Consider the following 26327-nt stretch of genomic DNA (forward strand, 5'->3'; position numbering starts at 1 on the left):
TTCAATATCGTCCGCGAGCTCAACTCGCGCTTCTGCCCAGCTATATGGGGCCGCAAAATCCGGCTTCAAGGGGGTTATGTGATTAACCCTACAAAAAGCTCTGCATTGTCATTCCCGGACGCACTAAGGATTTCGTCGGATCAAGCGAAAGGAGCTAAGCGAGGGCATTGTCAGCCAGAAACAAAACACTGTATAAATAACCAGACCTAAAGCCTGGGAGCGGCCTTTATGCTGGTGCACCTGTCCGTACACAACTACGCCATCGTTGAACATCTCGATCTCGAACTCGATCGCGGGATGAGCGTGATCACCGGGGAAACCGGCGCGGGCAAGTCGATCATGCTCGATGCGCTGGGCCTTACCCTGGGTGATCGCGCCGACAGCGGCGTGGTTCGCCCCGGCACCGACAAGGCCGACATCCTGGCCACCTTCGATCTGGCCGACATTCCGGAAGCCAGCGCCTGGCTGGCCGAACGCGACCTTGAAAGCGACGGCCCGTGCATCCTGCGCCGGGTGATCACATCCGAAGGGCGCTCGCGTGGCTACATCAACGGCACGCCCTGCCCGCTTGGCGATCTCAAGGCGCTGGGCGAGCTGCTGATTGACATTCACAGCCAGCACGAACACCAATCCCTGCTCAAGACCGACACCCATCGCCGCCTGCTCGACGAGTACGCCGGGGCCACGGATCTTGCCCGCCAGGTGCAGCTTGCCGCACAGCGCTGGCGCCAGACTCGCCAGGAGCTGGATCGACTCTCCAACTCCGGCGACGAACAACGCGCTCGCCACCAATTGCTCAGCTACCAACTCGAAGAGCTGGAAAACCTCGGCCTCGGCGACAACGAACTGGAACAGCTTGAACAAGAGCACAAGAACCTGACCAACGCCGAGACCTTGCTGGGTATTTGCCGGCAAGTCGTCGAACAGTGCAGCGAAAGTGATTCCGGCAATGTGCTGAATGCACTCACTGCCAGCCTCAACCGCTTGTCCAGTGTGAACAACTCGATCGGTGCACTCGGCGAGGCCAGCAGCCTGCTGACCAGCGCGCAGATCCAGGTAGAAGAGGCCGTGGGCGAACTGAACCGCTTTCTCGATAACTTCGACGCCGATCCGGCGCGCCTTCAATACCTCGAAGAGCGGCTCGATGCGATCTATACAATGGCCCGCAAGCACCGCATCCAGCCGACCGAAGTCGCTGAGATGCAACAGAAGCTGCTCGATGAAATCGAATCCCTGAATGCCAACGACGAATCCATCGAGCGCCTGAGCGACGAACTTTCTTCCTACGCTCGCCATTATCAGGAAAAAGCCCGAGAGCTTAGCGATCTGCGCCATCAAGCCTCGAACAGCCTGGCCAGCGCCGTGGAGCAGGAAATCCAGCGCCTGGGCATGCCTGGTGGGCGCTTCACCATCGAACTGCGTCCAAACAGTAGCGACGAACTGCTGCCTAACGGACTTGAACAGGTTGAACTGCTGGTCAGCGCCAACCCGGGCCAACCATTAAAAGCTTTGGCAAAAGTCGCATCCGGGGGCGAACTGTCGCGGATCAGCCTGGCGATTCAGGTCATCACCGCACAGACCTCCCGCGTACCGACCCTGGTATTCGACGAAGTCGACGTCGGTATTGGCGGCCCGACCGCGGAAATCGTCGGCCAGTTGCTGCGCAGGCTTGGCGAGCGCGGACAGGTGCTGACCGTGACCCACTTGCCGCAAGTGGCGGCGCAAGGTCATCAGCATCTATTTGTGCATAAAGTGCGCGGCGAAGATGCCACCCGCACGGCCGTTTCCAAATTGAGCAAAAACGACCGCGTCGAAGAAGTCGCACGGATGCTGGGGGGCATTGATCTCACCAAGGAGTCCCTGGCGCACGCCAAAAAAATGGTGGTGGCCGTAAAAGCCTGAATAAAGGCAGAAAGCACGAAGGCGACCCTGGGGTCGCCTTCGTTCGTATCGCGAACCGATGTTCGCGCGACATGCTTACTTTTTCTTGCGCACGTACAGCACCAGATTGTGATCAACCATCTCGAAACCATACTTGTCGACGATTGCTTTCTGAAGCCGCTCGATTTCTTCGTCGAAGAATTCGATCACTTCGCTGGTTTCGACATTGACCATATGGTCGTGATGCTTGCCGTCGTCCAGTTCGAAGACCGCATGGCCTCCGTCGAAGTTGTGCCGCACCACAAGGCCAGCTGCCTCGAACTGGGTCAGAACACGGTAAACCGTGGCCAGACCGACGTCCTCACCAGCCTCCATAAGGGCCTTGTAGACATCCTCGGCACTCATGTGGCGCTGCTCGGCGGAATCGAGCATTTGCAGAATTTTGACCCGTGGCAGGGTCACTTTGAGGCCGGCTTTGCGTAGTTCGCTATTTTCAACCATGGTCAGCTTTCTCGCGATGCTGCTTCGCAGCTTCTCTTAATGCGGGTATGATCGGCGTTTACGTTGTCCCAGCCAAGATAGTGGAAGTCGCCCACCGATGCAAAACACCAAGCTCTTGCTAACCAGTTTCACCCTTGTGGGACTGCTCGCACTCGCCGGTTGTTCATTCCCCGGGGTTTACAAAATCGACATCCAGCAGGGCAATGTCGTCACGCAGGACATGATAGACCAGTTACGCCCGGGAATGACCCGTAAGCAAGTACGGTTTATCATGGGCAACCCTCTGCTGACTGACACGTTCCATGCCGATCGCTGGGATTATCTGTACAGCCTGCAACCCGGTGGCGGTGAACGCCAACAGGAACGCATCAGCGTTATCTTCAACCCAAATGACCAGCTTGTCAGCCTCTCCGGTGATTTCATGCCAGGCGTGAGCCGTGACGAAGCCATTCTCGGCAAGGACAGCGGCACGACAGTGGCGGCCCCGGCAGAAAACGTCGAGAAGCCAAAACCGGAAAAACCGGTCAAGCCAGGTTCGTTGCTCGATCAGATCCAGAAGGACGTCGACGGTGTAGAAACCGCTCCAGTCCCGACACCTGAACCGCTGGACACCTCGCCGCAGTAATTGGTGAATGATGCCGCTTGCCTGGGCATTCAAGCTCCAGCAAGGCTGCTCTGAAAATCCGCTGCCAGACCTCTGGCGGCGGATTTTTTTATGTATCGGCATTAGTGATCGATCCGGATCGCTTGCCGGAATTACTATCGATGATTCCCGCTTATTTAATACACATCAGCATAAAGTCCTGGGAACCATCACCGGAAGGGTCCTTCATTCCTGCCAGTTGAGTGATCACACTCAAATTATCCTGCTTGGGTGTAGACCCAAGTCGCGCCCGCCCATAATAAATATCATCTTCGGAACGGCTGTTCGTAAGGGATACAGAGCAGAACCGTGGAGCCTGGATGAAGACATCCGGCTTGAAGTTAACCTTATAGTTCGCAAAATAATCAGGCTGGGAGAAGTACTCTACCGCAGAGATCCACTCGGGTGCCTGAGCCACCACCTTGCCTTGTGCGCTTATCGTGGCGGTTAACACATTGGAGGCTGCACTGACCGGCATGACAGTGAAAGCCACACCCATTGCTGCCAGCACACCTATATGCTTCAACGACTTGATCAAGTCCATTTCAGATTTATCCCTAAATGAGTTTGTTTGCCCCTCACATAACGAGGGCAAGACTTGATTTAGGCTTAATCAGAACCACATTCAATCAAGATTGAAGCAAAGAGAAAATTCTCAGCAATACTCAAACCAATCCTACATTCCCCCGATAAAAAACCTACAAAGCATATTTACACTCAGGGATTTAACCACCTGCGGGCCGAAATTTTAGTGCCTGGCGCGCACTTCAATCATTGATTCCGCGCCTTGGCCTCGGCCGCTTTTGCTGCACGCAGGCGACGGACCTCTTTCGGATCCGCCAGCAGCGGCCGGTAGATTTCGATTCGGTCCCCCGCCTGAATCATTCGAGTGTCCGGGTCGGTGATCACCTTGCCAAAGATACCCACCGGGCAGGCGGCAAGATCCAGCTCAGGAAACTCTGCCCCTACACCAGACCTGAGCACGGCCGCCCGAACCGTAGTGCCGACCGGCACCGCGAGTGAAAGCAGCACCTGCCTGTCCACAGCGGCGTACACCACTTCGATATCGATCACGGCTTCAACCATGAATCTGTTTGGCGCGCTGGCAGAACGCATCCACCAGCGTATTGGCCGCCTGGTTGAACAGCGGTCCCAGAGTGGCGCGAACCAGTGGCCCGGCATAATCGAACGACAGATCAAGACTGATCTTGCAGGCCTTCTCACCCAGCGGCTTGAACACCCACACACCATGCAATTGATTGAACGGACCTTCTTCAAGATTCATTTCGATCGATTGACCGGGAACCAGAGTATTTCGCGTCACGAAGTGCTGACTGAGACCACCCTTCGCCACTCCGACGCTCGCTCGCATATGCTCAGGGGAGCTTTCCAGGACTTCTGCCGATGAACACCATGGCAGAAACTCCGGATAGCGCGCTACGTCGTTGACCAGGTCATACAGCGCTTGTGCCGGGTATGGCAGCAAGGCCGAACGTGAAATGTGTGTCGTCATGTCAGCGTCACTTCCACAGCTGGGCGGCAAACACTACGAGAATGCCGATGGGCGCCACATAGCGCATCAAGAACAAGGACAGGCCAAACAGCGCAGGGTTGCGGATCGACAACTCGTCGCGCACCGCCTCACGCCCCATGATCCAGCCCGCAAACACCACGAAACACAAACCGCCAAGCGGCAACATGAGTCGCGAGGTGAAGAAATCGATCACGCCAAAGAAGTCGAGACCACCGGCGGCTCCCCATTGGTAGAGGTGGAACATCCCGCCTTCGTTCACGAAGAACTTGGCCTCCTTCCAGATATTGAAGGAGAACACCGTGCCCAGACCGACAAACCAGCAGCTGAAAGCCAACCAGAAGGTGACCCATGCACGACTCACTTTAGTGCGCTCGACCAGGTAGGCCACCATCGGTTCAAGCAGGGAAATCGCCGAACTCCAGGCAGCGACCGCCACCAGCACGAAGAACACCACTCCCATCAATTGCCCGAACGCCACGTTACCGAAGGCAAACGGCAGGCTGACGAACATCAGCCCCGGCCCTTCGCTCGGATTCAGGCCCGCCGCGAAAACAATCGGAAACAGTGCCAGGCCGGCCACCAGGGAAACGAAAGTATCGAGCAGCGCCACGCCAACGACCGTCCCTGAAATCGACGAGTTCTTTGGCATGTAGGCGCCGTAGATCATGATCGAGCCGACGCCCACGCTCAGGGAAAAGAACGCATGCCCCATCGCGGGCAACAAGCCGTCCAGGACCTTTTCCGGGTGGAAGTCGAACATGAAATGCACGCCTTCCATGAAATGCCCGGTGGTCATGCTGTAGCCAAGCAACACCAGGATCATCACGAACAGCAACGGCATCATGATGCGCAAACTGCGTTCCAGCCCGGCAACTACGCCCTTGGCGATCACCACCGCTGACAACAGCATGAAAATCGTGTGCCAAAGTGTCAGGCGCCAAGGGTCGGCGATCACGTTGCCGAAGTAAGCCCCCACCTGATCCGGGGTCACTCCCTGGAAGTCGCCACGCCCCATATCGATGATGTAATCCAGCGACCAGCCGCCGACAACGCTATAGAAAGACAGGATCAACAACGCCGTGATCATCCCGGCAAATGCGCCCCAGGACCATTTCGTCGAGTGCCCCGCCTCGACCGCCAGCGTCTTCAAGGCATTGGCCGGGCTCTGCCGGGCACGCCGGCCGATCAGGGTTTCGGCCAGCATGACCGGCACCCCGATCAGCGCGATGCAGGCCAGAAACATCAGCACGAAGGCGCCGCCGCCATAGACGCCGACCATGTACGGGAATTTCCAGATACTACCCAGCCCCACGGCCGAACCGGTCGCGGCGAGTATGAAGACCCAGCGGCTAGCCCAACTGCCGTGGACAGAAACCTTGTCTGTCGACATCGTTATCACGCCCAAGCGTTCAAAAAAGAGGCCGCATTGTCCGGGATTCAATCAACCTGCTCAAGCATGTAGCAACACCGTAGCCGACTCGCGTGCAACTCCCTATAATGCCGCCCCTATGGCTAAACAGAAGAAACACCCAACAGGGACCATCGCGCAAAATAAAAAGGCGCGACACGATTACTTCATCGAACATCGGTTCGAGGCTGGTCTGGTCCTGGCCGGCTGGGAAGTAAAAAGTCTGCGGGCAAGCAAGCTGCAGCTGGTTGACAGTTACGTACTGCTCAAGGATGGCGAAGCCTGGCTGCTCGGCAGCCACATTACGCCCCTGACGACCGCCAGTACCCACGTCATCGCCGATCCGGTGCGCACCCGTAAGTTGCTGCTCAACCGGCGCGAGCTGGAAAAGCTGGCCGCCGCCGTGCAGCAAAAGGGTTACGCCTGCGTGTGCCTGTCCTGGTACTGGAGCAAGCACATGGTCAAGTGCGAGATCGCGCTGGGCAAGGGCAAGAAGGAATACGACAAGCGCGATACCGAGCGCGAACGCGACGCCGGTCGCGAGTTGCAGCGTGCGGTGCGCAACAAGGGCAAGGAAGACTGATTATCTTTTGCCTGAGACCGTCATCGCGAGCAAGCTCGCGATGACGATCGCATAAACGATCGACTGACTACATCCCCTTGCGCCGCTCCGCCCGGGCCATGCGCTGCACTTCCTGACGCACTTCTTCCAGCACCTCCTGCACATACAAAATGTGTCGACTGGAAACTTCCCGTGCCTGCTCCGCCCGCCCCTCGATAATCGCCTGATACAACTCCCGGTGCTGCGCGATCAACATGTCGCGGGTTTCAGTGCGCTGCTTGTACATGCCACCGATGTTGGTCACCACGTTGCGCTTGAGCAGGTCGAACAGCCCGCGAATGGTGTGCAGCAACACGGCATTGTGGCTGGCCTCGGCGATTGCCAGGTGAAAGCTTGCGTCCGCCGCTCCCTCTTCGGCACGGCTCACTTCTTCGTGACGCGAATAACAGTCCTGCAATTCGTTGAACGCCGCGGTCAGCCGCTCGCGATCCACATCAGTGGCACGCAGCGCCGCGTAGTAGGCGCAAGACGCTTCCAGCGTATGGCGAAACTCCAGCAGATCGCGCTGCGCCTCAGGATTGCTTTCCAGCAGATGCAACAAGGGATCGCTGAAGGTGCTGCCCAGTGATTCCACCACATAGTTACCGCCGCCCTGGCGACTGACCAGCAGGCCCTTGGCGGTCAACTTCTGAATGGCTTCGCGCAACGAAGGGCGTGACACGCCAAATTGTTCGGCCAACGCGCGCTCAGCCGGCAAGCGCTCACCCGCCTTCAGCGTGCCCTCGAGGATCATGCCCTCAAGCTGCTCGACAATATCGTCAGACAAACGGCGCTGACGAATCTGATCAAACCCCATAACTCGATTACTCCACGATCCGACGGCTCGCCGGGGCTCTATTCTGGCCTATCGGCGCCATGCCAGCACCTGCCAAAGCACATTTGGTCATACCAGACAGACGACTTGCGCACTTCGCATTCGACAAAAGTTTTAGGGCGGCAAATTGACACACCGCCTACAAGGCTTTTACCCTAGCCAACAGCGATTGTAAATTGGTCTTACCAATTATCCAAGAACGCTGATCAGTGCCTGACCAACAACAATTAGGGGCCACCCCATATGCAAACCTGGCAACAGCTCTATACCCCGCTCGGCAGCCTCGGCCTGTCCGCACTCGCAGCCGTTATCCCCATCGTGTTTTTCTTCCTGGCTTTGGCCGTGTTCCGCCTCAAAGGACACGTGGCCGGCAGCATCACCCTGGCGTTGTCGATTCTGGTGGCGATCTTCGCTTTCCAGATGCCGGTCGATATGGCGTTCGCCGCCGCCGGGTATGGCTTCGCTTATGGCCTGTGGCCGATTGCCTGGATCATTGTGGCAGCGGTGTTCCTCTACAAACTGACGGTCAAGAGTGGCCAGTTTGAAGTCATCCGCAGCTCGGTCCTGTCGATCACCGATGACCAGCGCCTGCAGGTCCTGCTGATCGGCTTCTGCTTCGGTGCCTTCCTCGAAGGGGCGGCCGGTTTCGGCGCTCCGGTGGCGATTACCGCTGCCCTGCTGGTAGGGCTGGGCTTCAACCCGCTGTACGCCGCCGGCCTGTGCCTGATCGCCAACACCGCACCGGTAGCCTTTGGCGCGCTGGGCATTCCGATCATCGTTGCCGGGCAAGTGACCGGCATCGACGCCTTCAAGATCGGCGCCATGACCGGTCGCCAACTGCCGCTGCTGTCGCTGTTCGTGCCGTTCTGGCTGGTGTTCATGATGGATGGCCTGCGCGGCGTGCGGGAAACCTGGCCGGCAGCCCTGGTGGCCGGCTTGAGCTTTGCCATCACCCAGTACTTCACTTCGAACTTCATCGGCCCGGAACTGCCGGACATTACCTCGGCCCTGGTCAGCCTGATTTCCCTGACCCTGTTCTTGAAAGTCTGGCAACCAAAACGCGCCGCCGGCCAACACATCGTCGGCGCTGTCTCGGCCTCCGTGGTAAGCGCAAGCGTCGGTGGTTTCGGCCAGAAGCGCACCACCGTAGCTTCGCCTTACAGCCTCGGGGAAATTTTCAAGGCCTGGTCGCCGTTCCTGATCCTGACCGTACTGGTCACGATCTGGACCTTGAAACCGTTCAAGGCGATGTTCGCCGCCGGCGGTTCGATGTACAGCTTCGTATTCAACTTCGCCATCCCGCACCTGGACCAGATGGTGATCAAGGTCGCACCGATCGTGGCCGCGCCGACCGCCCTTCCGGCAGTGTTCAAACTCGACCCGATTTCCGCCACTGGCACAGCGATTTTCTTCTCCGCGCTGATCTCGATGCTGGTCCTGAAGGTCAATCTCAAAACTGGTCTGACCACTTTGAAAGAGACCTTCTACGAACTGCGCTGGCCAATCCTGTCCATCGGCATGGTGCTGGCGTTTGCCTTCGTGACCAACTACTCGGGCATGTCCTCGACCATGGCCCTGGTACTGGCGGCGACGGGTGCGGCCTTCCCGTTCTTCTCGCCGTTCCTCGGCTGGCTGGGCGTGTTCCTCACCGGTTCCGATACTTCGTCCAACGCCCTGTTCAGCTCGCTGCAAGCGACCACCGCGCACCAGATCGGCGTCAACGACACCCTGCTGGTGGCGGCGAACACCAGCGGCGGCGTGACCGGTAAAATGATCTCGCCACAATCGATCGCCGTGGCTTGTGCCGCGACCGGCCTGGTGGGCAAGGAATCGGATCTGTTCCGCTTCACCCTCAAGCACAGCCTATTCTTTGCAACGATTGTCGGCTTGATCACGTTGGCCCAGGCCTACTGGTTCACCGGCATGCTGGTGCACTGAGGACCACAGGCAACACGATAAAAACCGACGCGGGGCCACGCCCCCGGCGTCCGCTATTCACACCCCGGTCTGTAAGGCTGCTGAAAGCTTGCCGCTCTATATTCAGCAGCCTCGACAGACGAATAACCGGGACCACCCGGAGACCGCCTGATGAGCGAGCTTTTTTACAACGCCGTGCCGAATGCGACCCGTGTCGCCCCGCCACTGCCCGAGCCTCGACAATACCCCAGCAAGAAACCGTCACGGGTCTACCTGTTCGGGACCTGCGTGGTCGATTTGTTCTACCCGCAAGCCGGTATGGACGCGATCCACCTGCTCGAGCGCGAAGGCATTCGCGTCGAATACCCGCAAGGGCAAAGCTGCTGCGGCCAACCGGCCTACACCTCGGGTTACACCGAACAGGCACGGACCGTGGCGCGCTCGCAACTGGCGCTGTTTGCCGGCGACTATCCGGTGGTGGTGCCGTCAGGCTCTTGCGCGGGCATGCTGCGTGAACATTACGCCGACTTGTTCAAGGACGAGCCGGAGACGTTGAAACAGGTTCAGGCCCTGGCGGCCAGAACCTACGAGCTGGCCGAGTTCCTGTTGTTTGTCTGCAAGGTGCAGCTCAAGGACAGCGGCGAGCCGGTAAAAGTGGCGCTGCACACCTCGTGCTCGGCACGCCGCGAGATGAACACCCACCTGCACGGCCGCGAATTATTGGCGCAGTTGAGCAACGTGGAACGGGTCGACCACGACCACGAAAGCGAATGCTGTGGCTTCGGCGGGACATTCAGCGTCCGTATGCCAGACATTTCCGGCGCGATGGTGGCTGACAAGACCCGGGCGTTGAAGGAATCCGGCGCGCACAAGATATTGAGTGCCGACTGCGGCTGCTTGATGAACATCAACGGCTCGCTGGAAAAACAGCAGGAAGCGTTGCGCGGTCAGCATCTGGCCAGTTTCCTCTGGCAGCGTACCGGAGGTGCCCGATGAGCACTTCCGCGATTATTCCTACGGTTGCCGTAGAAGAGGATTTTCGCACCCGCGCCCACAAGGCGTTGGGTGACGCGCAATTGCGAAACAACTTTCGCAAGGCGATGGATTCACTGATGAGCAAACGGGCAGCGGCGTTCAGCGATGCCCATGAAAGAGAACACTTGCGCTCACTGGGCAATGCAATCCGTGCCCGCGCGCTCTCCAAGTTGCCCGAGCTGCTCGAGCAACTGGAACAGAACCTGACCCGCAACGGTGTGACAGTGCACTGGGCGGAAACGGTGGACGAGGCCAATGGCATCGTCCTCTCGATCATCCGCGCTCACGAGGGGCGGCAAGTGATCAAGGGCAAATCGATGGTCAGCGAAGAGATGGAGATGAACCATTTCCTCGCTGATCGGGGCATTGAATGCCTGGAATCGGACATGGGCGAGTACATCGTCCAGCTCGACCACGAGAAGCCTTCACACATAATCATGCCGGCAATCCACAAGAACGCCGGCCAGGTCGCGTCCTTGTTCCACGACAAACTTGGCGTGGAATACACCAAGGACGTTGACCAACTCATTCAGATCGGTCGCAGAGTCCTGCGGCAGAAATTCTTCGAAGCGGACATCGGCGTCTCCGGCGTCAACTTCGCCGTGGCCGAAACCGGCACCCTGCTGCTGGTGGAAAACGAAGGCAACGGCCGCATGACCACCACGGTACCGCCCGTGCACATCGCCGTCACCGGCATCGAAAAAGTCGTGGAAAACCTGCGCGATGTGGTGCCACTGCTGTCGCTGCTGACCCGCTCGGCCCTGGGCATTCCGATCACCACTTACGTCAACATGATCTCCGGCCCGCGCAAGGCACATGAACTCGACGGCCCGCAGGAAGTGCACCTGGTACTGCTCGACAATGGCCGCAGCCAGGCATTTGCCGACAGCGAATTACGTCAGACCCTGAACTGCATTCGCTGTGGCGCCTGTATGAATCATTGCCCGGTCTACACCCGAATCGGCGGCCATGCCTATGGGGAAGTTTACCCCGGCCCTATCGGAAAAATCGTCACCCCGCACATGGTCGGCCTGGCGAAAGTGCCGGATCACCCGAGCGCCTCGTCGCTGTGCGGCGCCTGCGGTGAAGTTTGCCCGGTGAAAATCCCGATCCCTGCCCTATTGCGGCGCCTGCGGGAAGAAAACGTCAAGGCCCCGGACAGCCCCCATCAAGTGATGCGTGGTCAGGGCAGCAAGTATTCGCGCAAGGAGCGGTTCATCTGGAATGCCTGGGCGAAGCTCAACAGCTCGCCGACGCTGTATCGCCTGTTCGGATTCTTCGCCACCCGTTTGCGCGCCCTCACACCGAGCAATGTCGGCCCGTGGACGCAAAACCACAGCGCCCCGAAACCCGCCGCCCGCTCACTGCATGACATGGCCCGCGAGCATTTGGCCAAACAGGGAGACCGTCGATGAGCGCCAAGCAAAATATCCTCGCCAAACTGCGTAAAAGCCTGACAGGTACCACGCCAGTGGCCGACAACTTCGATGTCGATCTGGTGACCCAGCCTTACACCTACGCACCTGAGCAGCGCATTGCGCAACTGCGCAAATTGATGGAAGCGGTGCACACGGAAATCCATCTGACGTCCGGTGAACAGTGGCCGACCCTACTCGCGCAGTTGCTGCAGGACCGCCAATTGCCGAGTCTGCTGATCGCACCGACAACGCCCCACGGTCAACGGATCACGCAGCACTGGGCGAATAATCCCGGCCTGCCAATGCTCAAGGCCTACGACCGCCCGGTTGAAGAATGGAAAGCCGAGCTGTTCAACGACACCCCGGCCAGCCTGACTGGCACCCTCGGTGCCATCGCAGCAACAGGCAGCCTGATTATCTGGCCGACCCGGGAGGAACCACGCCTGATGAGCCTCGCGCCACCGGTGCATTTCGCCCTGCTCAAGGCCAGCGAAATCCGCGATAACTTCTATCAGGTACAACAGGAATTCGAATGGGCCCAAGGCATGCCGACCAACGCGTTGCTGGTGTCCGGCCCGTCGAAGACTGCCGACATCGAGCAAGTGCTGGCGTACGGCGCCCACGGACCGAAAGACCTGGTCGTGCTGATCCTGGAGGACCAATGAGTCTACCGGCCGCTTTCCTGCGTGATGCACAGCAACTGATTCCACAAGAGCGACGCTTCGACGACCCGCTGTCGACCCTGGCCTTCGGTACCGACGCCAGTTTCTATCGGTTGATTCCGCAACTGGTGATCCGTGTCGAATCCGAAGAAGAAGTGGTGGCGCTACTGAAACTGGCACAGCGCGATCAAGTCCCGGTAACTTTTCGTGCTGCCGGCACCAGCCTCTCTGGTCAAGCCATCAGCGACTCGGTTTTGATCGTGCTCGGAGATAACTGGAACGCGCGCGAGATTCGCGGGCAAGGCACACAGATTCGCCTGCAACCGGGCGTGATCGGCGCCCAGGCCAATGCCTGGCTGGCGCCTTTCGGACGCAAGATCGGCCCGGACCCGGCCTCGATCAACGCCTGCAAGATCGGCGGCATCGTCGCCAACAATGCCAGCGGCATGTGCTGCGGCACCGCGCAAAACACCTATCACACACTGGCTGGCATTCGTCTGGTACTGGCCGACGGCAGTCGTCTCGACACCGAGGATCCCGCCAGCGTCGCGGCGTTTCGTCAAAGCCACGCCGCGTTGCTGGAGCGCTTGGCGACTCTGGGCCGCGAGACCCGGGCAAACGCCGAACTGGCTGCGAAAATTCGCCACAAATACCGCCTGAAAAACACCACCGGCCTGTCGCTCAATGCCCTGGTGGATTTCGACGAGCCTGTGGATATCTTGAGCCACTTGCTGGTGGGCTCCGAGGGCACGCTCGGGTTTATCAGTGCCGTGACCTACGACACCGTGATCGACCACCCGAACAAGGCCTCGGCCCTGATTGTGTTCCCGGACGTCGAGACCTGCTGCAACGCGGTCACCGTACTGAAAAGCCAACCGGTGTCGGCCGTGGAACTGCTGGACCGGCGCAGCCTGCGTTCAGTGCAGGGCAAACCCGGCATGCCGCCTTTCGTACAGCATCTGTCGAACAATGCCTGCGCCTTGCTGATCGAATCCCGCGCCGCATCGTCCACCTTGCTGCACGAACAACTGGCGCAGATCATGGCGTCGCTGAAAACGTTCCCCGTGGAAAAGCAGGTCGACTTCACCGAAGACCCGCAGGAAAACGCCCGTCTCTGGGCCATCCGCAAAGACACCTTCCCGGCCGTCGGTGCGGTGCGCAAGACAGGCACCACGGTGATCATCGAAGACGTCACCTTCCCGGTCGAACAACTCGCCATCGGCGTCAACCGCCTGATCGAACTGTTCGACAAACATCACTACGACGAAGCGATACTTTTCGGACACGCCCTGGAAGGCAATCTGCATTTTGTCTTCACCCAAGGCTTCAACAACCCGGAAGAAGTCGCACGCTATCAGGCGTTCATGGACGACGTGGCGCAACTGGTGGCAGTGGAGTTCGGCGGTTCGCTGAAAGCCGAGCACGGCACCGGGCGCAATATGGCGCCGTTCGTCGAACTGGAATGGGGCAGCGATGCCTACCAATTGATGTGGCAACTCAAGCGGCTGCTCGATCCCAACGGCATTCTCAACCCGGACGTGGTGCTCAGCGAAGACCCACAGATCCACCTCAAACACCTCAAGCCATTGCCGGCCGCCGACGAGATTGTGGACAAGTGCATCGAATGCGGCTTCTGCGAACCGGTCTGCCCGTCGAAAGGCCTGACCCTGAGCCCACGCCAACGCATCGTGATCTGGCGCGACATTCAGGCGAGAAAACGCGCCGGCATCGACACCACCGAACTTGAAGCCGCGTACGAATACCAGGGCATCGATACCTGTGCCGCTACCGGCCTGTGCGCGCAACGTTGCCCTGTAGGCATCAATACCGGCGAGCTGGTGAAAAAGCTGCGTAGCCGTAAGGCGACGCATACGAAAACCGCCAACTGGCTTGAAGGAAATTTCGCCACGGCACTGCAAGGTGCGCGCTTCACCCTGCACGTGGTCAATGGTGCACGGATGTTGCTGGGGGCGCCGAGATTGGCGAAGTTGTCGGCGACGCTGACGCGCCTGTCCAAGGGTCAGGTCCCGCAATGGACCAACGCGATGCCGCAACCGGAAAAAGCCATTCGCTTCAGCCCGACAGTGACGGACGCGCGCCCGCGTGTGGTCTATCTTGCTGCCTGCGTATCCCGCGCCATGGGGCCGGCATCAGGCGACACGGAGCAAATGTCGCTGCACGACAAGACCCGGGGCTTGCTGGAAAAGGCCGGATATCAAGTGGTGTTCCCGGACAACCTCGACAACCTGTGCTGCGGTCAGCCATTCGCCTCCAAAGGTTACGCCGAGCAAGCCGAGCACAAACGCCAGGAACTGATCGGCGCCCTGCTCCACGCCAGCCGTGGCGGGCTCGACCCGATCTACTGCGACACCAGCCCCTGCACCTTGCGCCTGGTTCAAGACCTCGGTGAAGTCCGTCTGGACCTGTACGACCCGGTACGTTTCATCCGCACTCACCTGATGGATCGCCTGGATTTCACGCCTCAGGAGGCGCCGATCGCCGTGCACGTAACCTGCAGCACACAACACCTCGGGGAAAGCCAGGCGTTGATCGACCTGGCGCGCAAGTGCAGCAAAAACGTGGTCATTCCCGAAGGCATTCACTGTTGCGGCTTCGCCGGCGACAAAGGTTTCACCACGCCGGAGCTGAACGCCCATTCGCTGCGCACGCTCAAGGACGCGGTGCAGCAGTGCAGCGAAGGGATTTCTACCAGCCGCACCTGTGAGATCGGTCTGACGCAACATGGCAGCATTGACTACCACGGGCTAGTCTATCTCGTGGACCGCGTGACCCAGGCTAGGGTGCCCTGATAGCAGGATCTACAGGAAGGTGCATTCCTTAACGCTACTTGCCGGAGTCAACAGCTCTACAGTGGAAAAACATAACCCTGACGTGCCGCCGCAGTCCACTGATCAAGTCCCGCAAATGTGGGACCTTCCCAAAACTCGGTTGTCCGATTTGATGGCCAGCAAAGCCTGGCCTTTCAGTCCAAGGAGATACACATGAATCGTTCTGTGCTGTTAGGTTTTTTCGTTGTTGCTTCCATGATGGCGTCCACTTCGTTTGCGGCCGAAAAAGACCAATGCGCGCTTAACCTGCAAACCATCGAAAACGCAAAGGCACAGATTCCCGGGGAAATGCTTGACCAGGTGGAGGCCTCCGTCAAGAAAGCCAAAGCCGACCAGGCAAAAGGCACCAAGGCAGGTATTGATAATTGCATCGCCGAAACCAACCAAACCATCATGGACGTCACGAACGCGCACAAAGGCGCGAAGTAACTCTGCCCAAGGCCAACCTTCGGGTTGGCCTTGTCGGCGTACATCAACAACGGAGTACTGGCAGCCGGAAGTTCAATGCCTGGCTGCGTCCGACATGAAGCAAACCAAAACCCGCCAGTTGCGGGTTTTGTTGCATCTGGGGTCTGGAAATGTGTAACCGCCCGCATCGCTGAAAAAAGCTCGACACGTTTTCTGAAAAACCGAATTCTTGCGTTGAATCGTAGTCTTTGAGGTAAGCCCCATCAGATCGTGGCTGATTTTTCCGGCTCGGCTTGCCCGTCCACTCATACGGCAGCACCGAGACCATCAGTTCAAGGAGATACCCATGAAACGCACCACACTCGCTGGCCTGTTCATTGCCGCTGCCATGCTGGCCTCTCCTGTATTTGCTGCGGACAACAACCTTTGTACGAGCATGTTGCAAGAGCTCAAAGGCAAAGTGAATGCGCTGCCGGCGACCTCCACAAACACCTCAATGGAAATCAAAAGACTGATGTCCAGCGCCGAAGCCTCACAAGCCTCCGGAGACGACAAAAAATGCGTCACCGAGGCCACCCAGGCATTGGCACTCGCTGACAAACAGAGCAACGAGCCAAACCCATGATCTGTGGTGGTCAACCTTCGGGTTGGCCTTCCGGGGCGTGATGACGTACACTGTACATGCCTGCTGCTCACTTGATTCAACGAGCATCAGGCTCGGGGCCGTTTAGGATTCGACGCCGGTTGCGAAACTTTAGGTGCATGCCGAGTTGGTAACAGAACTCGTAAATCCACTGTTGCAACTTCCTATAGTTGCCAATGACGAAACCTACGGGGAATACGCTCTCGCTGCGTAAGCAGCCTTAGCCCTTCCCTCCTGGTACCTTCGGGTCCAGCAATCATCAGGGGATGTCTGTAAACCCAAAGTGATTGTCATATAGAACAGAATCGCCGTGCAGTACGTTGTGGACGAAGCGGCTAAAACTTACACAACTCGCCCAAAGCACCCTGCCCGTCGGGTCGCTGAGGGTTAACTTAATAGACACGGCTACGCATGTAGTACCGACAGCGGAGTACTGGCGGACGGGGGTTCAAATCCCCCCGGCTCCACCACTTCATCATCTAAAGACGTCCACGGACGTCTTTTTTTGTGCCTGAAATCCAGCAAAATCAAGGGTTTAAGCGCTACTGGACTCCGCAGAGGTTTTTTGAGTTCCAGGCGATTTGGTATTCCCATTGGTATTCCCGGCGACCCAGCGCTAATCTTGGGAATACCAAAAGGTGACATGGAGTACTTCTCATGTGCGCTCAAACCGCCCGCCTCTCGGACCGTCAGCTCAAGGCTGTCAAACCCAAAGACAAGGACTACGTCCTCACCGATGGTGATGGGCTTCAGCTGCGAGTCAGGGTCAATCGCTCGATGCAGTGGAATTTCAACTACCGGCATCCCGTTACCAAGAATCGAATCAACATGACGCTCGGCTCCTATCCCGAGGTTTCTCTGGCGCAAGCCCGGAAGAAAGCGGTTGAGGCCAGAGAGCTGTTGGCGCAAGGCATCGCCCCCAAAGCTCAACGCAACGAGCTGGTGCAAGCCAAACGAGCGGAGACAGAACACACGTTCGAGAATGTGGCCACCGCCTGGTTCGAGCTGAAGAAGGACTCGGTCACGCCGGCGTATGCTGAAGACATCTGGCGCTCACTCACACTGCACGTTTTTCCGAGCATGAAATCGACACCGATCTCGGAAGTCAGCGCACCGATGGTGATCAAGCTCCTTCGCCCAATCGAAGCCAAAGGCAGCCTGGAAACAGTGAAACGGCTGAGCCAACGGCTCAACGAGATCATGACCTACGGGGTCAACTCAGGAATGATCTTCGCGAATCCCCTCAGCGGTATCCGGGCGGTATTCAAGAAGCCGAAGAAAGAGAACATGGCTGCGCTTGCACCTGATGAGCTTCCGGAGCTCATTCTGGAAATCGCGAATGCCAGCATCAAGCGGATCACTCGCTGCCTGATCGAATGGCAACTGCACACGATGACCCGTCCTGCCGAGGCGGCTACCACCCGATGGGTAGACATCGACTTTGACAAACGCATCTGGACCATCCCGCCGGAGCGCATGAAAAAGCGTCGTCCGCACACCATCCCGCTGACCGAACAGGCACTCGCGTTACTGGAGGCGCTCAAGCCCCTCAGCGGCCACAGGGAATACGTGTTCCCGGCAGATAGAAACCCGCGCACCCACGCCAACAGTCAGACTGCCAACATGGCGTTGAAACGCATGGGCTTCCAGGACCGCTTGGTCAGCCACGGCATGCGCTCCATGGCCAGCACCATCCTGAACGAGCATGGGTGGGATCCGGAGCTGATCGAAGTTGCGCTGGCGCATGTCGACAAGGATGAAGTCCGAAGCGCTTACAACCGAGCTGACTACATCGAACGCCGGCGTCCGATGATGGCCTGGTGGAGTGAGCACATCCAGAAAGCGGCCACTGGCAACCTGTCGGCATCTGCGATCAATCAATCCAGGGACCACAACGTCGTGCCCATACGGTGAGCGCTCACCGGACTTCGCCGGTAATCGAGAATGACTCCCCAGATGGAGTGATGGTTGATTTGGCGACAGCGGCGACACCGGCGACAACCCGCGTAATACCTGGCCTGCAGCATGGCGACAGAAGTGGCGACTGTCGCCGCTGCAAGCCTCGGTCTTGGGGGCTTTTCGACTAAGCCCACGCGAGCGGGAAGGCTCCGCATTCCCACTCGTATGGGCTCTGCGTAATTGCATCTCACTTGACCACCTAATTGCATTGCCACTGACCAGTTGTTTGCATCCGACTTGACCAGTCATTTGCAGTTGATGGGTGTCAGCGGGTGCCACTCAGCGCGAATGCGTCAGCCAAGCACTGAAGGACTGCAACCGACCCAATATAGATAGTCAGCAATGGCTAAAATTGACCGATTCTGTTGAAAAAGCCCGGCTTCGTTCTCACGACAGAAAAGTACGCGTCTGAGATTGAATTCCTTGCTTTCAGCAGAGGCTTCCCGGACTCGGATTTTACGTAGCCGCGTGCAAAAGATGTGTTTTTACCCATCAATATTCGAGCAGTTTGAGAAAACCGACTTTTTCAACAGAATCGGCCGATTTCTGCCTGTCGCAACCGGCAGCTATGGGTAGTTCACTGCCAATCATGGTTACGAAACGTGCTGGTCAGATCGAATGCAAACGGGTGGTCAACTGGAGTGCAGTATTCCAATTGGTATTCCAACTAAAAATAAAATTAGATATTAATGTTATAAATCAATAATTTACTAAACGGATTCAAATTACCCCGGCCCACCACTTCAACATCTAAAGACGTCCACGGACGTCTTTTTTTGTGCCTGAAGAAATCCACCCGCCTCTCAGGCCGCCAACTCAAGACGGTCAAACCAAAAGACAAGGATTACGCACTCATCGATGGTGAGCCGCTCCAGACCGCGTACTGGCGGCGGCCGAGGATGAGGTTGCCGGCGTTACTCATGGTTAATCAACCGTTTCGCCAGGCCCAGACACCGATGCATCCAACGCGGCGAATACTCGCACTAACCGAGGGTCGCTACGCTGCGCAGGATCAACCGCACCAGCATGGTCTGGCGGGTCACCCCGGTCTTGGAGAAAGTCGAGCGCAGGTGTGCCCGTGAGGTGTTGCGGCTGATGCCCAGTTCTTCGGAGGCTTCGTCCAGGGTCAGGCCGTTGGCCAGCAGCATGGCCAGCTGGGTTTCGGCCGGGGTGAAGTCGAACAGGGCGCGGACAATCTCTTGCGGTGCACTGGATTGCTGTTCCGGGTCGCTGATGAAGATCACCACCGCGGGGCACTGTTTGCCTTCGCTCCAGTCTGACAACGGTACCGAGCGCACGATGATGCCCAGGTCCGCGCGGCCCGAAGGCCGTTGCACGCGCAGGGCTTCGACCACCGAGGGGTTGCTGCTTTTTTGCGAGAGCAGCGACTGTTTCACCAGGCGGCGGAACTCCTGGGTATCGCGCGCGGTGCCGATCTGCAGGCCATCGTTGACCAGCTTGATACCGTCTTTTTCCTGGATCAGGCGGTCGGCCACCTGGTTGGTCCGCAGCACTTTGCCGGCTTCGTCGAGAATGATCGTGCCAACCGCCATCTGATCTACCGCGCCGGCATAGAGGTTGCGCTCGGTTTCGATACGGTTCAACCGCATATGGATCTCGATCGAGCGTTCCAGGTGCGGAATGAACTGCGCCAACAGGGCCTTTTCATCATTGTTGAAGGCCCTGTCCTCTCGACCGCGGCTGATGCGGATGCGGCACTGAGCGCCGTCGGCAGTGTTGATGTCGGCGCCGAGGATATGGAACACGTCCAGCGGTTCGAGGAAATTCTTGCAGAACTCGGATTTTTGCCACTCGTCGTCGGAGACGAATTCGGCCAGGGTGACGACCTGGCGGTTGGGCAGGTCGACAAAGGGATCGAGGGTGAAAAAGTGCTGGTTATAGGAGGCAGTGGTCTCAGCCGAGGAGCCAGAGGTGTGGATCATCAGGCCCGTGTCGTGTTGACTCGGTGGGCGCAGGATGAAGGTGACGAACTTGCTTTGCAGATGCACATTGAGCCGGTTGAGGAAGGTCGTCCAGGGGATGTTCTCCAGCGGTCCTTGATAGAGGTTGCCGACGAACTCGCTGAACGTCTCGAGGCTGAGGCTCTGCATGGACAATCCTTTTATATTTATTAGTGTTGGAGATGGTCGAGAATAGGTGCCGTCGTCGATTGAGCGCAACACCCGGATCTATAGTCTGAAAGGAGGTGGGCCTACCTGCCAGATCGTGTAACTTTGCGTCCTGCGAAGCGCACCGGCCGGCCGGTGAGTTTACTTGTACGATCCACCCTATGGGCGATGTTAAACTGCGATTCGTTTCGTACCATTGCTCGACTCAAAAGATTGGTGTGATGACCCAGCAAGTCAGGAAAATCGAACGTTTGACACTGAAAAGCGTCGTCACTCGAGCAAAGCTCGTGTCAATTGCCGAACGCCTGTTCGCCGAGCGCGGTATCGAAGGGGTGTCGTTAAGCGACATCAACAAAGCCGCCGGGCAGCGGAACAAGAACGCCACGAATTACCACTTCGGCAGCAAGGACGGCTTGCTGCAGGCCATCCTCGACAAGCATGAGCCTGGTATTGCCAGCCGGCGCAACGCATTGCTCGATGAACTGGAGAAGCGAGGTAATCCTTCGGTGCGAGACGTGGTCCGCGCGCTGATGTATCCGATGGCCGACAAAATGTTCGATCCCAACGGTGGGAAGGATTTTATCCGCCTGGATGCCCAACTGGTGGCGGTGCATACGCTCTCCGTACAGAACCTGCGCGCTTCCACGCTCAATCTGGGTCAGGTCGATCGGTTGAGGCGGGCGCTGCTCGGGGTCCTCCAGGACCTGCCCGAATCCGTGGCCCAGCAGCGCCTGCACTTGGCGGCAGTATTGCTCCTCCATGGGCTTGCCGATCACTCTCGCATGCTTGATGCGAGCGATAAGAAAACCTTGGCGATGGACACCGAGCTGTTCATCAAGAACATCGAAGACTGCCTGGTGGCACTGCTGGCGAGCCCCATGTCGCCCGAAACTGTCTCCCTTCTTTCCCGCCTTGACGCACCCGAACAGGTTCCAGCCCACGTTTACAGCTTGCCCTCATGAGGCAGCTGTAAACATTGCATGGGCAGTGACTGCTACCTGGAGAGGCTCGTTTCGAACTCACGCGTAAAACGATCGACTTCCGATTCGGGCAGATGATTGATACCTCCCGCCCGTTTCCTGCCTCCGCCGCTGTCAAAGGTACGGCAGAAGTCAGCCGCAGCCACCGGACTATGTCCGGGAGTGCGCACGCTTACCGTGAATCCACCTTGCCTTTTGGGCGACAGGATACCGAGCGCGCGATCTGGCTGTGCCTGTATGAGCTCGTTGGCCAGGGTTCCAATGGCCCGCCGTGCCCATGGCGCGTCAGGCAACATCAACAGCATCGCGCCGGGCACCTGGCGTGTCGGCGTAAGCCGGCGAGCCAGATCCATGTCCTCCTCATAGCCTGCCGCCAGCCGCGCGTAGGCATCCGAGCCTGCGACGAACTCCAGCGGATCGGCGAACGGCTGCATCAGGGTCGACAGCTCGGCCGGATCGAAATGCAGATCGGCAACGGTCTCGCCATAAGCGTTGTAGTTGAGATAGAGGCCGAGCCGCTCCAGGGTCCTGACCGCTTCAGCATCTATGCCTTGCGCCTTGGCCATGGCGCAGCCCACCTCAGGCAGGCTATCGCCGTATGCCGCGGCAATCGCCCATGCACAATGGCGACCGCCAAGATAGCGGTCGACCAGAATGCTGGTGCAGACGTCGGCAGCCTCGTCGATATAGGGCTCGAAGCGCCCATGCCGAGGCATCTCCCCTGCGTGATGGTGATCGAAGTAGCGCACCGAAGCGCCCGCCTCAAGCAGGCGAAGCAGATCGGTACGATTCTGATCGAGGGAGATGTCGAGTGCGGTGATGACATCTCCCTCGCACGCATCGATACGCCGCAGTAACTGAATGTCGCGCTTGACTCCGGTCAGCAGCCTAGCGCTGGCGAACTCGTCAGGCGCGGCAAGCCGCAGTTGCTGCAACGCACACAGCCCATCGGCATCCCCATTGAATGCAACGTAGCGATTCATAGGGCCTCGCGAGCGACAAGATGGCTGACGATCAGTTCGGCTGCTTCCTCGGGAGAGCAAGCGGTGGTGTCGATGCGAATTTCCGGGTTTTCCGGCGGCTCGTAGGGGGAATCGATACCGGTGAAATTCGTCAGTTCGCCACGGCGAGCCTTCTTGTAGAGGCCTTTTGGATCCCTCTGTTCGGCCACGCTGATCGGGGTGTCGACGAACACCTCGAAGAACTCGCCCTGCTCCACCAGCTCGCGCGACATTCTGCGTTCGGAACGGAATGGAGAGATGAAGGACACCAGAACGATCTGCCCCGCATCGACCATCAGCTTGGCGACTTCGCCTACGCGCCTGATGTTCTCGACCCGGTCGGCTTCGGAGAAACCGAGATCCTTGTTGAGGCCGTGGCGCACGTTGTCACCATCAAGCAGATAGGTATGTTTGCCCAATGCATGCAGTTTCTTCTCGACGAGGTTCGCGATCGTCGACTTGCCGGCACCCGACAGCCCTGTGAACCAGAGCACGCAAGGCTTCTGTCCCTTGAGGGTGGCGTGCGCCTGCTTGTTTACGTCAATCGCCTGCCAGTGGATGTTCTGCGAGCGACGCAAGGCAAAGTGCAAGAGTCCGGCGCCGACCGTATTGTTGGTCAGTCGGTCAATCATGATGAAACCGCCGGTATCGCGATTTTCCTTGTAGGGATCAAATGCGATTGGCTGGTCAAAGCTCAGGTTACAGACGCCGATTTCATTCAGGTCCAGTGTCTTGGCGGCGAGATGTTCGAGCGTATTGACGTTGACCTTGTATTTCGGTGTCGCGCTGGTGGCCGTCACGGTCTTGGTGCCGATCTTCAACAGATAGGGGCGACCCGGCAGCATCGGTTCATCGCTCATCCAGACGATCGTTGCCTCGAACTGGTCTGCGACCCTGGCCGGCGCATCGATCGTCGCAAGAATGTCGCCTCGGCTGATATCGATTTCGTCCTCGAGCGTAATCGTGATCGACTGGCCAGAGACGGCTTCCTCCAGGTCACCCTCGCGCGTCACGATACGCGCGACCCGGCTTTCCTTCCCCGACGGCAGGACACGGAGGCGATTGCCGCGCTTGACGCTGCCGCCGACAACGATCCCGGCATAGCCGCGAAAGTCGAGGTTCGGTCGGTTGACCCACTGCACCGGCATGCGAAACGGCCCGGACTGATCCGCAGCATCCTCGACCTGCACCGTCTCAAGGTACCCCATCAGTGTCGGCCCCTGGTACCAGGGGGTGTTCGCGCTCGGCTCGGTGATATTGTCGCCCTTCAGGGCTGACATCGGGATAGTGACGATATTCTGCAGGCCAATCTGGCTGGCGAAAGCGCGGTAGTCCGCGTCTATCTTGTCGTAGATCTCTTTCGAGTAATCCACCATATCCAGTTTGTTGATGGCCAGCACGACATGGCGAATGCCGATCAGCGACACCAGATAGCTGTGTCGCCGCGTCTGGGTCAGCACCCCTTTGCGCCCGTCGATCAGAATGATGGCGACATCCGCTGTCGAGGCTCCGGTGACCATGTTGCGCGTATATTGCTCGTGGCCCGGCGTATCGGCGACGATGAACTTGCGCTTGTCGGTCGAGAAGAAGCGATAGGCAACATCGATGGTGATGCCTTGTTCACGCTCGGCGGCAAGTCCGTCGACCAGGAGTGCGAAATCCAGGTCGCCACCTTGCGTTCCCACCCTCTTTGAATCCGCTTCCAGCTGGCTCAACTGGTCTTCGAAGAGCATCTTCGACTCGTAGAGCAGGCGCCCGATGAGCGTGCTTTTTCCATCATCGACGCTGCCGCAGGTAATGAAACGCAGCAGGCTCTTGTTCTCGTGGGATTTCAAATATTGCTCGATGTCTTCGGCAATCAAATCGGATACGTGTGCCATTAGAAATACCCCTCCTGTTTCTTTTTCTCCATCGAGCCCGCGGAGTCGTGATCAATCAGGCGACCCTGGCGCTCGGACGTCCTGGCCAGAAGCATTTCCTGAATGATCGCCGTCAAGGAGTCGGCCTCGCTCTCGATTGCGCCGGTCAGCGGGTAGCAACCCAGCGTGCGGAAACGCACTTTCCTGATCTCGGGAACCTCGCCGTCGTTCAGCGGCATGCGCTCGTCATCGACCATGATGAGCGTGCCGTCGCGCTCCACCACCGGTCGCTCTTTCGCCAGGTAGAGCGGCACGATCGGAATGTCGTTCAGATAGATGTATTGCCAGATGTCGAGCTCGGTCCAATTGGACAGGGGAAACACCCGGATGCTTTCGCCCTTGTGCTTGCGGGCGTTATACATCCGCCACAGTTCGGGACGTTGCAGCTTGGGATCCCAGCGGTGCTGTTCGGAGCGAATCGAGAATATCCGCTCCTTGGCCCGCGACTTTTCTTCGTCCCGCCGTGCGCCGCCGAAGGCCGCATCGAAGCCGTGCTTGTCCAGCGCTTGCTTCAATCCCTCGGTTTTCCAGATGTCGGTGTGTATGGCCGAACCATGGGAAAAAGGGCTGATGCCCTTTTCCAGTCCCTCGGGATTGATATGGACGAGCAGGTCGAAGTCGTGCTTTTTCGCCATGGCGTCGCGGAACTGAATCATCTCGCGGAACTTCCAGGTCGTGTCGACGTGGAGCAATGGGAACGGCAGTTTTCCTGGGTGGAACGCCTTCAGGGCCAGGTGCAGCATCACTGCACTGTCCTTACCGACGGAGTAGAGCATTACCGGATTCTCACACTCAGCGACCACTTCTCGCATGATGTGAATGCTCTCGGCCTCAAGACGCTGCAAGTGCGTCAGCATGTAGTTCCTCCTTCCTCTGCGCTGGATCGTGATGCCACCGAGAATCCGATGCCCGGCCCAGTCACTCGAGGTGCGATTGCGTGTGGACGTTTATCGCCCACCTCTTTTTTAAGCCTTGTTACTTAAACTGGCTTTAAAGGTAGATCTCGCAATTGCATGGATCATCGTCCGTTTAGACTATTCGCAGTTCGAATGCTTTTAATACTATCGCCTTATCTTGAACCGCCAGTTGGCCGGGGCGATAGCGGTAGCTCCTGATCGACTGGCCCATTGCGCCGCAGCAATCAGGTGTACCTATTGGAGGCAACGCCCCATGAACACTCAACAGGCCGACTGGCCGAACCTTCAGTTTGACTACGACAATTGCCATGTCCTGGTGACCGGTGGCACCAGCGGCATCGGGGCCGGCATCGCCGCAGCGTACCGAGCAGCAGGTGCGCAAGTGACGATCACCGGCACCCGGCCCTGCGCCGCCGATTACGACCTTGACCTCGACGGCTACCGCTACTTGCAGCTCGACATCGAGAACGCAGACAACATCTCTGCCGTCGCGGCAGCGCTGCCGCGCCTGGACATCCTCGTCAACAACGCCGGCTTTGCGCTGCCAAGCTGTGGCCTGGACGAGTACGAACCGGACGTTTTCGAACGCGCGGTGCGCATGCACCTGGTCGGTGGCTATCGCATGGCGCATGGCTGCGCCGACAAACTCCTGAAAAGCACGCTGCCAGGCGGCCCTTCGATCATCGGCATTGCATCAATGAGCTCGTTCTTCGGGATCGATGTGGTGCCCGGCTATGGCGCGGCGAAGACTGGCGTCGTCGGGATGACCCGGGCACTGGCGGTCCATTGGGGCGGGCGCATTCGCGTCAACGCGGTCGCGGCGGGGCTTACCGCAAGCCGCATGACGGCGACGACTGTCGCCAATGCGCAGTGGTCCGCGCCCACGCTTGCGCGTACGCCGGCAGCACGGCTTGGGGTGCCGCAGGACATCGCCGGTCCAGTCCTTTTCCTGACGAGCGCGGCCGCCGGCTGGATCACGGGACAGACACTGCCTGTCGATGGCGGTTTCACGGTCGCCGGCTGAGTCCGGCGTCGGCCCTTCCAGTACTGCCTGTCGCCAACACCTCTCCTCACACTTATGGAGCAG

At 58.5% G+C, this 26327-nt stretch carries 23 protein-coding genes and 1 other RNA gene; 14 read left to right on the forward strand and 10 right to left on the reverse strand.

Annotation, left to right across the window (positions count from 1 at the left end):
- The first annotated feature begins 228 nt into the window (after positions 1–228).
- Positions 229–1902, forward strand: a complete 1674-nt coding sequence (gene recN / locus ACM6IK_RS10685) for a DNA repair protein RecN (protein ID WP_414874260.1) — start codon at positions 229–231, stop codon at positions 1900–1902.
- A gap of 75 nt (positions 1903–1977) precedes the next feature.
- On the opposite strand, the gene fur is transcribed toward recN, so the two are convergent.
- Positions 1978–2382: a ferric iron uptake transcriptional regulator gene (gene fur / locus ACM6IK_RS10690; RefSeq protein WP_003197684.1), complete on the reverse strand. Its 405-nt coding sequence runs from the start codon at positions 2380–2382 to the stop codon at positions 1978–1980.
- A 97-nt stretch (positions 2383–2479) separates the two neighbouring features.
- Between fur and ACM6IK_RS10695 the strand changes: the two genes are divergently transcribed.
- Positions 2480–3007: an outer membrane protein assembly factor BamE gene (locus tag ACM6IK_RS10695; protein WP_108218131.1), complete on the forward strand. Its 528-nt coding sequence runs from the start codon at positions 2480–2482 to the stop codon at positions 3005–3007.
- A 151-nt stretch (positions 3008–3158) separates the two neighbouring features.
- On the opposite strand, the gene ACM6IK_RS10700 is transcribed toward ACM6IK_RS10695, so the two are convergent.
- From ACM6IK_RS10700 to ACM6IK_RS10715, 4 genes are all read right to left on the reverse strand, one after another.
- On the reverse strand, positions 3159–3569 hold the full coding sequence (locus ACM6IK_RS10700) for a hypothetical protein (RefSeq protein WP_414874261.1): 411 nt from the start codon (positions 3567–3569) through the stop codon (positions 3159–3161).
- A 227-nt stretch (positions 3570–3796) separates the two neighbouring features.
- A complete protein-coding gene (locus ACM6IK_RS10705) occupies positions 3797–4111 on the reverse strand; it encodes an RnfH family protein (protein ID WP_414874262.1) in 315 nt (104 codons plus the stop codon).
- Positions 4104–4538, reverse strand: a complete 435-nt coding sequence (locus ACM6IK_RS10710; RefSeq protein ID WP_103394085.1) for a type II toxin-antitoxin system RatA family toxin — start codon at positions 4536–4538, stop codon at positions 4104–4106. Before ACM6IK_RS10710 ends, ACM6IK_RS10705 begins: the two co-directional genes overlap by 8 nt.
- Positions 4539–4545: 7 nt before the next feature.
- A complete protein-coding gene (locus tag ACM6IK_RS10715) occupies positions 4546–5949 on the reverse strand; it encodes a sodium-dependent transporter (protein ID WP_414874263.1) in 1404 nt (467 codons plus the stop codon).
- 118 nt (positions 5950–6067) lie between these two features.
- Here ACM6IK_RS10715 and smpB point away from each other — a divergent pair, with 118 nt between their 5' ends.
- Complete coding sequence (smpB, locus tag ACM6IK_RS10720; RefSeq protein WP_008057382.1) at positions 6068–6550, forward strand: SsrA-binding protein SmpB; 483 nt, start codon at positions 6068–6070, stop codon at positions 6548–6550.
- 67 nt (positions 6551–6617) lie between these two features.
- Here smpB and ACM6IK_RS10725 read toward each other — a convergent pair whose 3' ends face one another.
- The gene (locus tag ACM6IK_RS10725; protein ID WP_414874264.1) at positions 6618–7385 is read right to left on the reverse strand and encodes a GntR family transcriptional regulator; all 768 of its coding nucleotides are present in this window, start codon (positions 7383–7385) and stop codon (positions 6618–6620) included.
- Between the two features lie 261 nt (positions 7386–7646).
- Between ACM6IK_RS10725 and ACM6IK_RS10730 the strand changes: the two genes are divergently transcribed.
- The 9 genes from ACM6IK_RS10730 to ACM6IK_RS10770 all read left to right on the forward strand — a co-directional run bounded on the left by ACM6IK_RS10730 (position 7647) and on the right by ACM6IK_RS10770 (position 18249).
- Positions 7647–9341 carry a lactate permease LctP family transporter gene (locus ACM6IK_RS10730; protein WP_414874265.1) on the forward strand — a complete coding sequence of 565 codons (1695 nt, stop codon included), beginning with the start codon at positions 7647–7649 and terminating at the stop codon, positions 9339–9341.
- A 150-nt stretch (positions 9342–9491) separates the two neighbouring features.
- Positions 9492–10316 carry a (Fe-S)-binding protein gene (locus tag ACM6IK_RS10735; protein WP_414874266.1) on the forward strand — a complete coding sequence of 275 codons (825 nt, stop codon included), beginning with the start codon at positions 9492–9494 and terminating at the stop codon, positions 10314–10316.
- Positions 10313–11770, forward strand: a complete 1458-nt coding sequence (locus ACM6IK_RS10740; RefSeq protein WP_414874267.1) for a LutB/LldF family L-lactate oxidation iron-sulfur protein — start codon at positions 10313–10315, stop codon at positions 11768–11770. The genes ACM6IK_RS10735 and ACM6IK_RS10740 overlap by 4 nt, the downstream gene beginning before the upstream one ends.
- Entirely contained in the window at positions 11767–12438 is a 672-nt protein-coding gene (locus ACM6IK_RS10745) for a LutC/YkgG family protein (protein ID WP_414874268.1), read from the forward strand. The genes ACM6IK_RS10740 and ACM6IK_RS10745 overlap by 4 nt, the downstream gene beginning before the upstream one ends.
- A complete protein-coding gene (locus ACM6IK_RS10750) occupies positions 12435–15245 on the forward strand; it encodes an FAD-binding and (Fe-S)-binding domain-containing protein (RefSeq protein ID WP_414874269.1) in 2811 nt (936 codons plus the stop codon). Before ACM6IK_RS10745 ends, ACM6IK_RS10750 begins: the two co-directional genes overlap by 4 nt.
- Before the next feature lie 192 nt (positions 15246–15437).
- Positions 15438–15713: a hypothetical protein gene (locus tag ACM6IK_RS10755; RefSeq protein WP_414874270.1), complete on the forward strand. Its 276-nt coding sequence runs from the start codon at positions 15438–15440 to the stop codon at positions 15711–15713.
- 325 nt (positions 15714–16038) lie between these two features.
- The gene (locus tag ACM6IK_RS10760; protein WP_414874271.1) at positions 16039–16317 is read left to right on the forward strand and encodes a hypothetical protein; all 279 of its coding nucleotides are present in this window, start codon (positions 16039–16041) and stop codon (positions 16315–16317) included.
- A 94-nt stretch (positions 16318–16411) separates the two neighbouring features.
- Positions 16412–16805: a transfer-messenger RNA gene (gene ssrA / locus ACM6IK_RS10765) on the forward strand.
- Positions 16806–16992: 187 nt separating this feature from the next.
- On the forward strand, positions 16993–18249 hold the full coding sequence (locus ACM6IK_RS10770; RefSeq protein ID WP_414874272.1) for an integrase domain-containing protein: 1257 nt from the start codon (positions 16993–16995) through the stop codon (positions 18247–18249).
- Between the two features lie 1028 nt (positions 18250–19277).
- Here ACM6IK_RS10770 and ACM6IK_RS10775 read toward each other — a convergent pair.
- A complete protein-coding gene (locus tag ACM6IK_RS10775; protein WP_414874273.1) occupies positions 19278–20405 on the reverse strand; it encodes a helix-turn-helix transcriptional regulator in 1128 nt (375 codons plus the stop codon).
- A gap of 239 nt (positions 20406–20644) precedes the next feature.
- Here ACM6IK_RS10775 and ACM6IK_RS10780 point away from each other — a divergent pair, with 239 nt between their 5' ends.
- Complete coding sequence (locus ACM6IK_RS10780; protein WP_414874274.1) at positions 20645–21385, forward strand: TetR/AcrR family transcriptional regulator; 741 nt, start codon at positions 20645–20647, stop codon at positions 21383–21385.
- A 32-nt stretch (positions 21386–21417) separates the two neighbouring features.
- On the opposite strand, the gene ACM6IK_RS10785 is transcribed toward ACM6IK_RS10780, so the two are convergent.
- The 3 genes from ACM6IK_RS10785 to cysD are packed head-to-tail and all read right to left on the reverse strand — an operon-like array spanning position 21418 to position 25180.
- On the reverse strand, positions 21418–22386 hold the full coding sequence (locus ACM6IK_RS10785; RefSeq protein WP_414874275.1) for an acetyltransferase: 969 nt from the start codon (positions 22384–22386) through the stop codon (positions 21418–21420).
- Positions 22383–24284, reverse strand: coding sequence for a sulfate adenylyltransferase subunit CysN (gene cysN, locus ACM6IK_RS10790; protein WP_414874276.1), 1902 nt, complete (start codon positions 24282–24284; stop codon positions 22383–22385). The genes ACM6IK_RS10785 and cysN overlap by 4 nt, the downstream gene beginning before the upstream one ends.
- The gene (gene cysD / locus ACM6IK_RS10795) at positions 24284–25180 is read right to left on the reverse strand and encodes a sulfate adenylyltransferase subunit CysD (RefSeq protein ID WP_151214238.1); all 897 of its coding nucleotides are present in this window, start codon (positions 25178–25180) and stop codon (positions 24284–24286) included. Before cysD ends, cysN begins: the two co-directional genes overlap by 1 nt.
- A 313-nt stretch (positions 25181–25493) precedes the next feature.
- On the opposite strand from cysD, the gene ACM6IK_RS10800 reads away from it, so the two are divergent.
- Complete coding sequence (locus ACM6IK_RS10800) at positions 25494–26264, forward strand: SDR family NAD(P)-dependent oxidoreductase (RefSeq protein WP_414874277.1); 771 nt, start codon at positions 25494–25496, stop codon at positions 26262–26264.
- Positions 26265–26327 lie beyond the last annotated feature (63 nt).

Source organism: Pseudomonas sp. IT-196MI5, assembly GCF_949767415.1.
GTDB lineage: Bacteria > Pseudomonadota > Gammaproteobacteria > Pseudomonadales > Pseudomonadaceae > Aquipseudomonas.